We start from the raw sequence: 12,969 nt of genomic DNA on the forward strand, positions 1-12,969 counted from the left end.
TCTTCCGGCGGACGGGCTTCTCTTTCAGGCGCACGGCGCCGATGCGAGGGAGCACGATGTGGCGCGCCTTTCCGGGATAACGCCTGTCACTCCCGTCCAGAAGCAGGCGAATCGTGCCGGAACTGTTGTCCAGCCGGAAACTGTCCCGCCGGTCGTGTTTCCGCCGGAACTTCGGATAGCCGATCTTCCGGCCGGTCTTCCGCCCGCGAAAGAAGTTTTGGAACGCCTTTTCCAGGTCCCGAAGCGCCTCCTGCGGTGCCCATTTGGACACTTCGTACATCCACGGGAAGTCCGTCTTCTTCAGGCGGTTCAGTTCCCGGTGGAGCTCCATCGCATTTGTCGTGCGGCCTTCTTTTTCGTAGATCTCGATCCATCGCGCGAGGCCCCAGTTGTAGGCGAAGCGGGCGGCCCCGGCGTGCTTGGCGAGGAGGATGCGCTGGTCGACGTTGGGATCGAGTTCGTACCGGTAGGCTCTATGGATCTTCACGCTGAAGCGCCTCCAGCGCCTTTTTTGCCCGACGTCTCGGGGAACGCTTGCCATACAATCGTGCGGCAAGGGAAGTGAGGACCTCGGTCATGTCGCGCACCAGGTCATCGTCAACCTCTCTTTCTTCTTGCCCTCTTTGACCCAGCGCCACGCCGTCTTGTAGGTGATGCCGCGATTTTTGGCCCATTGGCTGAGTTTCATGGGTATATTTTATCCGAGAAAGTGATGAAGATCAATCGTATTTTCAGCTGCTGGCAGCCCTTACTTTGCCCTCGTCAATACGAAATCGCCCGGCGCCATCGTCCTGGCGGCGGCGATCGGGCTGATGCTGTTTGGCATTTTCTACGGTCCGATGGCGGCGGTGAACACCGAGAGCTTTCCGCCGGCCCTGCGGTATACCGGATCGTCGCTCATCTATCAGGTGGCCGGGGCGACGGCCGGCGGCTTTTCGCCGATGATCGCCACCTATTTGCTGAAAACGTTCGGAACGACCCATGCGATCAGCGCCTACATCGCCCTCGTCGACGTGCTGTCGCTCATCGGGACGGCGGTGCTGAAAGCCGTCGCGGAGCGGGAGATGCGCTGGGTCGGCGGGGAGACGGCGGGGGCAGAACAGCCGGCGGAATGACGGTCCGGAAGGGACGGTCGGCCGGATCCGCCGCAAGGCGGCCGCCATGTTTGTCGGTCCAAGGCTGGGACGGACGCAACGAGCGGTTTCGATGAGCGGTGAGGCCCGATCCGTTCCGGAAGGGATCGAAGATGCCGGAGAGGCGCGCGAAAAGTGCGCACGAAAAGGAGGAACGTCGATGCTTTTGACGCGGATGGCGGAAAAAACCCTTCAGCGCGAAGGGGTCCCGTATCGGGCGCCGCTTACGCCGGCGATGTTTCTCGAGCGATCGGCGGTGGCGTATCGGGACGTCGTGGCGGCGGTCGACGGCGATCGCCGCCTGACGTACGCCGAGCTCCACGAGCGGGTGCACCGGCTGGCCAACGGGCTGGAACGGTTGGGCGTCGGGTATGGCGATCGGGTGGCCGTGCTGGCGCCGAACACGCGGATGGCGCTGGAGGCGCACCTGGCCCTACCGCTCATGGGGGCGGTGATCGTGCCGATCAACATCCGCCTGAAGAGCGCGGAGATCGCTTATATCCTCGATCATTCCGAGGCGTCGGTGCTCCTGATCGAGGCGGCGCTTTATCGGGACCATGCGGCGATGCTGGCGGAACGCCGGCTCCGGCACGTGATCTTCGACGGCGAGGCGGCGGTCGACGGCACGCCGCCCTGGGCCCGGCACGACTATGAAGGGCTTCTGAAGGCGGCGCCGGCGGAGATCCGGCCGGTGGCGGTTCGGGACGAATGGGACCTCATCAGCCTGCATTACACGAGCGGCACGACGGGCCGCCCCAAAGGGGTGATGCTCCATCATCGCGGCGCTTTTTTGAACGCTTTGGCGGAAGTGATCGAGGCCAAGATCCAGTCGGAAGACGTCTATCTCTGGACGCTGCCGATGTTCCATGCGGCCGGGTGGTGTTTTCCGTGGGCGGTCACCGCCGTCGGGGCGACGCACGTGCTCCTTTCGAAGGTCGATCCGGAGCGGATCGTGGCCCTCATCGAGGCGGAGGGGGTGACCCACTTCAGCGCCGCGCCGACGGTGCTGACGATGATCGCTCAGCACCTGGAGCGGACGGGGCGGGCATTTCCCAGGCCGGTGCACATCGTCACCGCCGCGGCGCCGCCGTCGCCGGCGCTGCTTCGGCAGATGGAAGGGCTCGGCGCCCGAATCACCCACGTCTACGGGCTGACGGAAGTGTACGGGCCGTTTACCGTAAACGCGTGGCGGAAGGCGTGGGAGACGCTCCCCCTGGAAGAACGGGCCCGGCTGAAGGCGCGGCAGGGGGTGCCGTACGTCGGGCTGGGGGAGGTGGACGTCGTCGATGCCGAGATGCGGCCGGTGCCGGCCGACGGAGAGACGATGGGCGAAGTCGTCATGCGGGGAAACGGCGTCATGCTCGGGTATTACAAGGATCCGGCCGCGACGGAAAAGGCGTTTGCCGGGGGCTGGTTCCATACGGGCGATCTCGGCGTGATGCATCCGGACGGCTACATCGAACTTCGGGACCGGGCGAAGGACATCATCATCTCCGGCGGGGAGAACATCAGCTCGATCGAGGTGGAGCGGGTGCTCCTCGAGCATCCGGCGGTGCTGGAAGTGGCGGTCGTCGGCGTGCCGGACGAAAAATGGGGAGAAGTGCCGAAGGCGTTCGTCACCTTGAAGCCGGACCGCACGGCGACGGAGGCCGAGCTCATCGCCTTCTGCCGGGAGCGCCTCGCCCACTTTAAGTGCCCGAAGACGATCGAATTCGGCGAGCTGCCGAAGACGAGCACCGGGAAGATCCAGAAATACGTCCTCCGGGAACGGGAATGGCAGGGGCGCGACCGGCGCATCTACGGGGGAGGGGAAGGCCGGTGAGCGAAGGGCGGCCGATCAGCCGGTTTCCGATTCCGGATCCGTCGGCCCTGCCGGAGGACGTGCGGGCCCGCATGGAGGCGGTCCGGGCAAAGACGGGGTTTTTGCCGAACGTCTTCCTCGCGCTGGCCCACCGGCCGGAGGAATTTCGCGCCTTTTTCGCCTATCACGATGCGCTCATGGAGCGGCCGGGGGGCCTCACCAAGGCGGAGCGGGAGATGATCGTCGTCGCCACGTCGGCGGCCAACCGCTGCCTGTACTGCGTCGTCGCCCACGGGGCGATTTTGCGCCTTCGGTCGAAAAATCCGCGCCTGGCGGATCAGCTCGCCACCAACTACCGCCGGGCGGAGATTACGCCCCGGCAGCGGGCGATGCTCGATTTTGCCATGAAGGTGGCGCTCGCCTCGGCGGACATCACCGAGGCGGACATCGAGGCGCTCCGGGAGGCGGGTTTTTCCGACGACGAGATCTGGGACATCGGCGCGATCGCGGCGTTTTTCGCCATGAGCAATCGCCTGGCGAACATGAGTGCCCTCTTGCCGAACGAGGAGTTCTACGGGATGGGGCGCTAAGTGAAAGGAGTGACACGATGAAGACGCTTGTCCACGTGGAGAAAAAGGGGCCGCTGGCGCGGGTGCGGATGGACGATGCCGGCCGGCACAACACGCTGACGGTCGAGATGATGACCGAGCTGAAGGCCAGGCTCGAGGCGATCGCCGCGGCCCGGGAGACGGTCGTCGTCATCTTGGAAGGGCGGGAGAACGTGTTTTCCGCCGGCCATCACCTCGGAGAAATTCAGGAGCGGGATCTTCACGGGGTGCATGCGCTTTTTGAGCTGGGGTATGCGCTCAAACGGGTGATTCGGGAGATGCCGCAGGTGGTGCTGGCGAAGGTGCGGGGGCTCGCCGTGGCCGCGGGGCTGGAGCTGGTGGCGGCGAGCGACCTGGCGGTGGCCGCCGAGACGGCCCGCTTCGGAACGACGGGCATTCGATGGGGGCTTTTCTGCAGCACGCCGGGGGTGTTTTTGAGCCGGAACGTGCCGCGGAAGAAGGCGGCGGAGATGCTCTTTACCGGTCGGCTGTACAGCGCCGAAGAGGCCAAGGCGATGGGGCTCGTCAACGAGGTGGCCCCGGACGAGCGGCTGGATGCGGTCGCCGAGGCGCTGGCCCTGCAGGTGGCCGCCCACAGCCTGGACGTCGTCGAGCTCGGAAAACGGCTGTTTTACCGGCAGTATCCGCTGGACGAGTGGACGGCGCTCGCTTATGCGACGGAAGTGATCGTCCGCAACAGCAAACATCCGGACGCCGTGGCGGGCATTCAGGCGTTTTTGGACAAGCGGACGCCGGCGTGGCAGGACGGGATCGAGCGGCCGGCCCCGGCGCCGAAATGAGAGGCGATGATCGAGGATCGAGGGGTTGAACGGTGAAGATGGAACAAAGGTTTCGGGCGCTCGTCGTCGAGCGGACGGCCGACGGCGGCGTCGCCGCGGCCGTCCGGGAGCGGACGACGGACGATCTGCCGGAAGGGGAGCTCCTCGTCCGGGTGGCGTACTCGAGCGTGAACTACAAAGACGGCCTGGCGATTCGGCCGGACGGGAAGATTCTCACCCGCTACCCGATGGTGCCGGGGATCGACCTCGCCGGCGTCGTCGTCGCCTCGGAAGACGATCGGTTTCGTCCCGGGGATCGCATCCTCGCCACCGGGTACGGGCTCGGCGTGTCGCACGAAGGCGGATTTAGCGAATGGGCGCGCTTGCCGGCCGACTGGGCCGTCCCGCTTCCGGAGGGCATGACGCTCAAAGAGGGGATGGCGCTCGGAACGGCCGGCTTCACGGCGGCGCTGTCGGTTCACCGGCTGTTGGAATGGGGGCTTACGCCGGAGCGGGGGCCGGTGCTCGTCACGGGGGCGACGGGCGGCGTCGGGTCGATGGCGGTGGCGATCCTGGCCCGGCTCGGATTTACGGTCGTGGCCAGCACCGGGAAAACGGAAGCCCATGATTTTTTGCGGCGGCTTGGGGCCTCCGAAGTGCTCGATCGGGAGGCGGTGGCGGCCGAGAGCCGGAAGGCATTGGAAAAAGAGCGGTGGGCGGCCGCCGTTGACCCGGTCGGCGGCCGGACGACCCCGTCGGTCTTGAAGGCGATCCGCTACGGCGGGGCGATCGCCTTAAGCGGTCTCGCCGGCGGAAGCGCGCTCGAGACGACGGTGTTCCCTTTTATCCTTCGAGGGGTGAGCCTCCTCGGCATCGATTCCGTCTACTGCCCGATGTCCCTTCGGGAGGAGCTTTGGCGTCGTCTGGCGGGGCCGTGGAAGCCGCCGGAGCTTCTCGCCATGACCCGGGAGGTCGGACTCGACGGGCTCATCGACGCGCTTGAGGCGATCCTTCGCGGGGCGGTTCAAGGGCGGATCGTCGTGCGTCTGGGAGGAGAGGAACCAACTTGAATTCGAAAAGGAAGGATACCCGTGAAAATCAAAGCGCCACCGGTTCGCCTTTCCGCTGGTGACGATGACGGTCGAGGAACGGACGGTGAAAGGGGCGTATATGGGAAGTGCCGTTCCGGCTCGAGACATTCCCCGCTACATCGAGCTGTACCGACGCGGGAAGCTGCCGATCGAAAAACTATTGTCCGACCGGGTGCCGTTTGAACGGCTCAACGAAGGGGCCGCAGGCGGCCCTCATCGCGGAAAACTTTCCGACGCGGCTTTGCTACAGCGGCGCCTCGCTGGGATATCAGCTCACGGCGATCATCGCCGGCGGCCCGGCGCCGCTCGTGAGCACGTGGCTCTTGAAAACGGCCGGCTCGTCGGCGGCGATCTCGCTGTATGTCATCGTCCTCGGCTTGATCTCCCTTGCCGGAACGGCGATGTTAAAAGACCGGACGGAAGCGCCGCTGGAATGAGGACGGGCTTCGCCTCGGCAGAAGCCGACGCCGGACGACAAAGCTTTGGAAAGCGCAAAATATCCCTTATGCGCAGGCGGAAAAGACGTCGCGCGGCGGCGCCTCTTGGCGCCGCCGTTTCATTAAAAATTTCCTTGGAACCTTCCGATACACTTCTTACCGGAAATCGCCGTACATAAGACATCCAGAAAGTGCCCCATCAGGCATGCATCAGGCCCTCCGGAAGACACGCATCAGGCGTCTCGTCAGGTCCGCATCAGCGGTTCCGAAACCGGCCACCGGATCGACGGCGGAAAGATGGGAGGAACACCGATGGAACCGGCACAGTCTCGCCTGCGCATCATCCTTTACGCTGCGGCGAACGTCGCCCTCGTCCCGCTTGTCTGGTTTTTGTACGTGACGGCGGTTGCCCGCCTCGTCGACGCCGGGACGCTCTCCGGCGCGCTTCTGGCCTGGCCGTCGCTTCTCTGGGGAGCGTTTGTCCTCGCGGGAACGCTCGGGATGCTCCACGCCTTCTGGGTCGGACTCGAGCGCGGCACGCCGGATACGACGTACCGCCGGCTGAAGTGGTCCCCGATCGTCTTCCTCCTCTGGAAAATGATCGATCCGCCGATCGCCGTCTGGCTCGCCGCCGGCCGCCTCCCGGACGTTTCGCCGCTTCAGTTTTGGGCGCTGGAGTCGTTCGGCATCGGGGTGGCGGTGCCGGTGACGCTCATCTTCTACGTGCTCATCGTGTTCGAATACGAAAAAGTCTTTGCCGAAAAGGCGTTTCGGCACCGGTCGAACGGGTTGTTTTCCTCCTCGGTCCGGCTTGGGGCCGGGATTTTCCTGCAGCTTCTGGCGACGATCCTCATGAGCAGCGCGTCGGCCGTCGCCCACCTGGAGACGTTCCAGCGGTCGGCCGACTGGCTCGTCATCGGCCGGACGCTTCTTCTGAGCGACCTCGGCAACCTCATCCTGGGAACCCTGTTTGTCAGCTTCGCCATGCGGGCGTCGCACCGGGCGCTCCGGGAGGTGGCCCGGGCGATGCAGGGGGCGGCGCAGGGCGAGGCGGATCTCACGGTCGCCGTGCCGGTTCAGGCGATGGACGAGACCGGGGCCCTTGCCTGGTGGTTCCGGCAGTACGTCGCCAAGCTCCGGGCGGCGATCCGCCAGGTCCAGGAAATGGAGCGCACCAGCGGAACGTTCATCGTCGAAGTGCAGGAGATGGCGGATCAGCTCGGCACCGTCTCGGAAGAAGTAAGCCAGGTGATCACCCAGCTCGCCGAGGCGACGGAAAAGCAGACCCAGCGCATCCAGAGCGCTTCGGAGGCCGTCGACGGCGTCAAGGAGCGGCTCGTTCGGATGACGGAAGGGGCGGAGACGGTTCGGACCCTCTCCGGCGAAAGCCAGGCCAAGGCCCAAAGCGGCGTCGAGGCGGTCGAGGCCCTCGTCCTCGACGGGCGCGAAGTCTTGAAGGCGAACCGGGAGATGCGCTCCGTCGCCGATCGGGTGACGGAGATGACCCGCGAGATGGTGGAGGTGCTGGCGCAGATTCAGGAGATCGCCACCCAGACGCAGCTTCTGGCCTTGAACGCCTCGATCGAGGCGGCCCGGGCGGGGGAGCACGGCCGGGGCTTTGCCGTCGTGGCGGAGGAGATCGGAAAGCTCGCCGTTCAGTCGGCCGGTTTTGTCAAGAGGGTGCGGGAGACGCTCGATGAAGTGGCCGACGGGGCGCGCCAGCTTGCCGAGCAGGTCAATGCAGAAAGCGACCTGCTCGGGCGGCACATCGAGCGGCTCGAAGAGACGGGACGGCTTTTCCCGGCGGTCGCCGAGCAGGCGAAAAAGACGGCCCGGGCGATCGGCGAGCTATCGGACGGCTTGAAATCGATCGAGGCGTACGCGTCTCAGGTCGCCGCTTCACTGGCGGAGATCGTCGCCTTTGCCGAGGAGTCGTCGGCGTCGGCGGAAGAAGTCGCCGCCTCGAGCGAAGAGACGGGGGCGCTCGCCGAAAATCTACGCGGGCAGATCGCTGCCCTGAAAGAAGGGTTCGACCGCCTGACGGAGACGCTGAAGCAGTTTAAGCTGTGACGGCCTCAGGCGGGTGATGGCTTGCGGCGCCGGCGCGGGTTCCCGGTTCCCGGACGCCAGGAACGCCGGCGCCGGCGTGCGGCCGATGGGCGCAGGCTGCCCCGGAAACGGAGATGGCCTGGCGCCCGTTCGGACGCCGGTGTTTTCACGGTTGCAGCGCAAAAATAAATAGCCCCATCCTATAGACGAACGGTCGGGAGATGATTATAATCTTAAGCAGGTTTGCCACCACCATCCGAAAATTTTGTGAATGGATGGGGGAAAAACAAAGGGGGTTGTCGATCGATGACGAAACGGACATGGCCCGTTCGGGGACGCTGGCTCCTCCTGCTGGCGGCGTTCTTGTTCGTCCTTGCCGGTTGCGGCACGGGCGGAAAAGGAACGTCCGACACCGGTTCGCCGCAGGCGTCGACGCCCTCCGGCGGAGAGGCGGCCAAGGGTGAGGTGAAGATCGGTCTCAACCTGGAGCTTTCCGGCAACGTCTCGTCCTACGGCACGTCGGCGGCAAACGGCGCCGAGCTTGCGGCGGAGGAGCTGAACAAGCAGGGCGGCATCGACGGCATGACGATCAAGCTCGTCAAGCAGGACAACCGCTCCGACAACGCCGAGTCGGCGAACGTGGCCGTGCGGCTCATGACGCAGGATCAGGTGTCGGCGATCATCGGCGCGGCGACGTCCGGCAACACGAAGGCGATGATCCAGCTGTCGACGGAGAACAAAGTGCCGGTCGTCTCGCCGACGGCGACGGCGGCGTCGGTGACCGTCGACGAGAAGACGGGCCAGGTCCATCCGTACATGTTCCGGGCGTGCTTCATCGACCCGTTCCAGGGGAAGGTCGCGGCGCAGTTCGCCCTGAACGATCTGAAGGCGAAGACGGCGGCCGTCTACATCGACTCGTCGAGCGACTACTCGAAGGGGCTCGCCGCCTCCTTCATCGATACGTTCAAGGCCGCCGGCGGCACGATCGTCGCCGAAGAGTCGTACGTCCAGAAGGACACCGACTTCCGTTCGACGCTCACCCGCATCAAGGACAAAAATCCGGACGTCCTCTACGTTCCGGGGTATTACGAGGAAGTCGGGCTCATCATCAAGCAGGCCCGAGAGCTCGGCTACACCGGCCCGATCGTCGGCGGAGACGGCTGGGATTCGCCGACGCTTCTCGAGCTCGCCGGGAAAGAGGCGCTCAACAACACGTTCTTCACCAACCACTACTCGTCCGAGGACCCGGATCCGGCGGTGCAGGCGTTCGTCAAGGCGTACAAGGATAAATTCGGCAAGACGCCGGACGGCTTCGCCGCCCTCGGCTACGACGCGATGTACCTCCTCGCCGACGCCATCAAGCGGGCGGGGTCGTCCGATCCGGAGAAGATCGCCCAGGCGCTGGCGGAGACGAAAGACCTCCAGCTCGTCACCGGCAAGATCTCGATCGACGAGAACCACAACCCCGTCAAGGCGGCGGCCATCATCGAGTTCAAGGACGGCAAACAGACGTTCCGGACGAAAGTCCAGCCGGAATAAGGTTCGGAAATAAGGTTCGGAGCCCAGCCGGCGTGAGGTTCGGAACCGAAAGACCAGTCGGTTCGGGTGCGGCGACGAGGCCGGTCGAGAAGCGGGAGGCCGCCGGTGATGGAGCGGCCGCCGAATGATCCGGGCCGGTCGGCGGTCCGATGCGCGGAGAAGGTGGGAAGCGCCCGCAGGGCGCTTCTCCACCGTTTTTTGATGAAAAGGACGGTGCTTCCATGAACTGGCTGCAGCAGCTTTTAAACGGCATCTCCGTCGGCAGCATCTACGCCCTCATCGCCCTCGGCTACACGATGGTCTACGGCATCGTCAAGCTCATCAACTTCGCCCACGGGGACGTCTTCATGCTCGGGGCGTTCATCGGCTTCTATGCGATCACGGTGCTTCATCTCGGTTTTATTCCGGCGATCCTCCTCACGATGGCGGTGACATCGCTCATCGGCGTCCTCATCGAGCGGGTGGCGTACCGTCGCCTCCGGAATTCGCCCCGGATCGCGGCGCTCACGACGGCGATCGGCGTGTCGCTCTTTATCGAGTACACGACGATCTACGTCCGCGGCGCCCAGCCGGACGTCTACCCGGACCTCTTCGGCGACCGGGTGATCCGGGTGTTCGGCGCGACGACGCGGGTCGATACGCTCGTCATCCTCCTCATCTCCGTTTTGCTCATGCTCCTTCTGCAGTGGATCGTCCACTACACGAAGATCGGGAAGGCGATGCGGGCCGTCTCGTACGACGCCGACGCGGCTCGCCTGATGGGCATCAGCGTCGACCGGACGATCTCCTGGACGTTTGCCTTGGGGTCGGCCCTGGCCGGCGCCGCCGGCGTCATCTTCGGCCTCTACTACACGAAGATCGACCCGCTCATGGGGCTCATCCCGGGGCTCAAGGCGTTCGTGGCGGCGGTGATGGGCGGGATCGGGAGCATCCCCGGGGCGATGGTCGGCGGCCTCCTCCTCGGCCTCGTCGAGACGGGGGTGAGCGCCCTCGGCTTTTCTCTTTTCCGGGACGCCGTGGCGTTCATCATTCTCATCCTGATCCTACTCTTCATGCCGCAGGGGCTCTTCGGGAAAAACGTCCGGGAGAAAGTGTAGGTGACGCCGATGACCATCGCGCCGGATCGAAAGCGTCTGGCCCTCCTCTTCATCGGGATCGTAGCGCTGTACGCCGTCGTTCAAGCGGGGCTTTCTGCCGGCTGGATCGGCCGCTTTTATGAAAACATGCTCATGAACATCGGCATCAACATCATGCTCGCCGCAAGCCTCCACCTCATCATCGGCGTGACGGGGCAGTTTTCCATCGGCCACGCCGGCTTTCTCGCCGTCGGGGCGTACACGTCGGCGGTGCTCACGACGAAGCTCGATCAGCCGTTTTTCCTCGCCATCCTCGCCGCCGGCGTGGTGGCGGCGCTTTTCGGCCTCCTCGTCGGGGCGCCGACGCTCCGCCTCCGGGGAGACTACCTCGCCATCGCCACCCTCGGCTTCGGGGAAATCGTCCGAATCACCCTGTACAACATCGACTACGTCGGCGGCGCCGCCGGGATGCAGGTGAAACATCTCACGAACTGGACGGTGCTGTACGGGGCCGTCGTCGTCATGCTCGTCGTCATCGCGAACCTGACAAACTCCGCCCACGGCCGGGCGATGCTCGCGGTGCGGGAAGACGAGGTGGCGGCGGAGGCGATGGGGGTGCCGACGACGTACTATAAGGTGCTCGCCTTTGCCGTCGGGGCGTTTTTTGCCGGCATCGCCGGGGCGATGTACGCGCATCAGTTTTACATCATCCAGCCGGTCGCCTTCAGCTTCCTGAAGTCGTTTGAGATCCTCGTCTTCGTCGTCCTGGGCGGCCTCGGGAGCCTGAGCGGAGCGGTTCTGGCGGCGACGCTCCTTAGCGTCGTGAACATCTACCTGCAGGCGTTTCCGGAGACCCGGATGATCCTCTACAGCCTGGTGCTCATCCTCGTCATGCTCTACCGGCCTCAGGGGCTCATGGGCAACCGCGAGCTCGGCGACCTCTTCCGCCGCCGGGCGAAGGAGGCGTGACGGATGACGACGAAGGCGCGCGTGCTGGAGACGAAGGGGCTGACCATCCACTTCGGCGGCCTCACGGCGGTGAAAGACGTCGACCTTTATCTGGACGAAGGGGAGCTCGTCGCCCTCATCGGCCCGAACGGCGCCGGGAAGACGACGGTGTTCAACCTGCTGACCGGCGTCTACCGGCCGACGGCGGGGGAGATCCGCTTTTTCGGCGAGCGGATCGACGGCACCGCGCCCCACCGCCTGACGCGGAAGGGGATCGCCCGGACGTTTCAGAACATCCGGCTGTTCCAGAACCTGACCGTCCTCGACAACGTGCGGATCGCCTACCAGGTGAACACGCATCATACGTTCATCGACTCGATCTTCCGCCTTCCCCGCTTTTTTCGGGAAGAAAATCGGATGCTCGCGGAGAGCCGGAAGCTCCTCGAGCGGGTGGGGCTTTCTGCCGTCGAAGGGGAACTCGCCCGAAACCTTCCCTACGGCATGCAGCGGCGGCTGGAGATCGCCCGGGCGCTGGCGACGCGGCCGAAGCTCCTCCTCCTTGACGAGCCGGCGGCGGGGATGAACCCCCGGGAGACGCAGGAGCTCATGGACCTCATCCGCCAGGTGCGGGAGGCGTTCGGGCTCACGATCCTCCTCATCGAGCACGACATGTCCCTCGTCATGTCGGTGAGCGAGCGGATCTACGTCCTCGACCACGGCGCCCTCATCGCCCACGGCACGCCGGCGGAGGTGCGGAAAAACCCGCGGGTGATCGAAGCGTATCTGGGGGAGGCGGCGGAAGATGCTCTCGCTTGAGGCGATCGACGTCTATTACGGGAAAATCCACGCCTTAAAGGGCGTCTCGCTTTCGGTCGACGAAGGGGAGATCGTCACCCTGATCGGGGCCAACGGCGCCGGGAAGACGACGCTCCTTCGGACGATCTCCGGCCTGGTGCGGCCGAAAAACGGGACGATCCGTTTCCGGGGCGAGGACCTCACCCGCCGCCGGCCGGAGGACATCGTCGCCCTCGGCATCTCCCACGTGCCGGAAGGCCGCCGGGTATTCGCCAACCTGACGGTGAAGGAAAACCTCGAGATGGGCGCCTACCTCAGGCGGGATCGGGCGGGCATCCAGGCCGACCTGGAGCGGGTGTTCGCCCTCTTTCCGCGCCTTAAGGAGCGGCTTCGGCAGCCGGCCGGGACGCTCTCCGGCGGCGAACAGCAGATGCTCGCCATCGGCCGAGCGCTCATGGCCCGGCCGAAGCTCCTCCTGATGGACGAGCCGTCGATGGGGCTTGCGCCGGTCCTTGTCCAGACGATCTTCGGCATCATCCGGGAGATCAACGCGCAGGGGACGACGATCCTCCTCATCGAGCAAAACGCCCACATGGCCCTCGGCGTCGCCCGCCGGGCGTACGTCATCGAGACGGGGCGGATCGTGCTGGAGGGTCCGAGCGAGGCGCTCCGGCAGAGCGAAAAGGTGCGGGCGGCGTACCTCGGCGGCTAGC

The 12,969-nt window shown here is 65.3% G+C and carries 13 protein-coding genes and 1 pseudogene; 12 read left to right on the plus strand and 2 right to left on the minus strand.

The window, feature by feature from the left end:
* A partial coding sequence (locus SA87_RS11455) for an RNA-guided endonuclease InsQ/TnpB family protein (RefSeq protein ID WP_156516504.1) occupies window positions 1–487 on the minus strand: 487 nt, incomplete at its 3' end.
* A pseudogene (locus tag SA87_RS12870) lies at window positions 474–602 on the minus strand (IS607 family transposase); the annotation flags it as partial. The gene SA87_RS11455 and the pseudogene SA87_RS12870, both read right to left, overlap by 14 nt.
* Window positions 603–839: 237 nt before the next feature.
* Between SA87_RS12870 and SA87_RS11460 the strand changes: the two are divergent.
* The 12 genes from SA87_RS11460 (at window position 840) to SA87_RS11515 (ending at window position 12,968) form a co-directional block, all read left to right on the plus strand.
* Window positions 840–1,115, plus strand: a complete 276-nt coding sequence (locus SA87_RS11460; RefSeq protein ID WP_169816969.1) for a hypothetical protein — start codon at window positions 840–842, stop codon at window positions 1,113–1,115.
* A 178-nt stretch (window positions 1,116–1,293) separates the two neighbouring features.
* The gene (locus SA87_RS11465; protein ID WP_245637728.1) at window positions 1,294–2,955 is read left to right on the plus strand and encodes an acyl--CoA ligase family protein; all 1,662 of its coding nucleotides are present in this window, start codon (window positions 1,294–1,296) and stop codon (window positions 2,953–2,955) included.
* Entirely contained in the window at window positions 2,952–3,524 is a 573-nt protein-coding gene (locus SA87_RS11470) for a peroxidase-related enzyme (protein WP_211258080.1), read from the plus strand. The genes SA87_RS11465 and SA87_RS11470 overlap by 4 nt, the downstream gene beginning before the upstream one ends.
* A gap of 17 nt (window positions 3,525–3,541) precedes the next feature.
* Window positions 3,542–4,342 carry an enoyl-CoA hydratase-related protein gene (locus SA87_RS11475; RefSeq protein ID WP_066203357.1) on the plus strand — a complete coding sequence of 267 codons (801 nt, stop codon included), beginning with the start codon at window positions 3,542–3,544 and terminating at the stop codon, window positions 4,340–4,342.
* Between the two features lie 38 nt (window positions 4,343–4,380).
* Complete coding sequence (locus tag SA87_RS11480) at window positions 4,381–5,391, plus strand: oxidoreductase (protein ID WP_066203638.1); 1,011 nt, start codon at window positions 4,381–4,383, stop codon at window positions 5,389–5,391.
* 200 nt (window positions 5,392–5,591) lie between these two features.
* Window positions 5,592–5,849, plus strand: a complete 258-nt coding sequence (locus SA87_RS11485) for a hypothetical protein (protein ID WP_066203360.1) — start codon at window positions 5,592–5,594, stop codon at window positions 5,847–5,849.
* 312 nt (window positions 5,850–6,161) lie between these two features.
* Entirely contained in the window at window positions 6,162–7,919 is a 1,758-nt protein-coding gene (locus SA87_RS11490; RefSeq protein WP_066203363.1) for a methyl-accepting chemotaxis protein, read from the plus strand.
* A gap of 285 nt (window positions 7,920–8,204) precedes the next feature.
* Window positions 8,205–9,437 (plus strand): ABC transporter substrate-binding protein, encoded by a 1,233-nt coding sequence (locus tag SA87_RS11495; protein WP_082718375.1) that lies wholly within the window; start codon window positions 8,205–8,207, stop codon window positions 9,435–9,437.
* A 221-nt stretch (window positions 9,438–9,658) separates the two neighbouring features.
* A complete protein-coding gene (locus SA87_RS11500; protein WP_066203367.1) occupies window positions 9,659–10,534 on the plus strand; it encodes a branched-chain amino acid ABC transporter permease in 876 nt (291 codons plus the stop codon).
* 9 nt (window positions 10,535–10,543) lie between these two features.
* Window positions 10,544–11,482 carry a branched-chain amino acid ABC transporter permease gene (locus SA87_RS13355; protein ID WP_066203645.1) on the plus strand — a complete coding sequence of 313 codons (939 nt, stop codon included), beginning with the start codon at window positions 10,544–10,546 and terminating at the stop codon, window positions 11,480–11,482.
* A gap of 3 nt (window positions 11,483–11,485) precedes the next feature.
* Window positions 11,486–12,277 (plus strand): ABC transporter ATP-binding protein, encoded by a 792-nt coding sequence (locus SA87_RS13360; protein ID WP_066203375.1) that lies wholly within the window; start codon window positions 11,486–11,488, stop codon window positions 12,275–12,277.
* Window positions 12,264–12,968, plus strand: coding sequence for an ABC transporter ATP-binding protein (locus SA87_RS11515; RefSeq protein WP_066203377.1), 705 nt, complete (start codon window positions 12,264–12,266; stop codon window positions 12,966–12,968). Before SA87_RS13360 ends, SA87_RS11515 begins: the two co-directional genes overlap by 14 nt.
* Window position 12,969 lies beyond the last annotated feature (1 nt).

The sequence above is a fragment of the Hydrogenibacillus schlegelii genome, from assembly GCF_001653195.1.
Lineage (GTDB): Bacteria > Bacillota > Bacilli > Thermicanales > DSM-22653 > Hydrogenibacillus > Hydrogenibacillus schlegelii.

Coding starts and splice junctions, on each gene's coding strand:
- SA87_RS11460 (WP_169816969.1), top strand. CDS start 840: ATGGCGGCGGTGAACACCGAGAGCTTTCCGCCGGCCCTGCGGTATACC.
- SA87_RS11465 (WP_245637728.1), top strand. CDS start 1,294: ATGCTTTTGACGCGGATGGCGGAAAAAACCCTTCAGCGCGAAGGGGTC.
- SA87_RS11475 (WP_066203357.1), top strand. CDS start 3,542: ATGAAGACGCTTGTCCACGTGGAGAAAAAGGGGCCGCTGGCGCGGGTG.
- SA87_RS11480 (WP_066203638.1), top strand. CDS start 4,381: ATGGAACAAAGGTTTCGGGCGCTCGTCGTCGAGCGGACGGCCGACGGC.
- SA87_RS11490 (WP_066203363.1), top strand. CDS start 6,162: ATGGAACCGGCACAGTCTCGCCTGCGCATCATCCTTTACGCTGCGGCG.
- SA87_RS11495 (WP_082718375.1), top strand. CDS start 8,205: ATGACGAAACGGACATGGCCCGTTCGGGGACGCTGGCTCCTCCTGCTG.
- SA87_RS11500 (WP_066203367.1), top strand. CDS start 9,659: ATGAACTGGCTGCAGCAGCTTTTAAACGGCATCTCCGTCGGCAGCATC.
- SA87_RS13355 (WP_066203645.1), top strand. CDS start 10,544: ATGACCATCGCGCCGGATCGAAAGCGTCTGGCCCTCCTCTTCATCGGG.
- SA87_RS13360 (WP_066203375.1), top strand. CDS start 11,486: ATGACGACGAAGGCGCGCGTGCTGGAGACGAAGGGGCTGACCATCCAC.
- SA87_RS11515 (WP_066203377.1), top strand. CDS start 12,264: ATGCTCTCGCTTGAGGCGATCGACGTCTATTACGGGAAAATCCACGCC.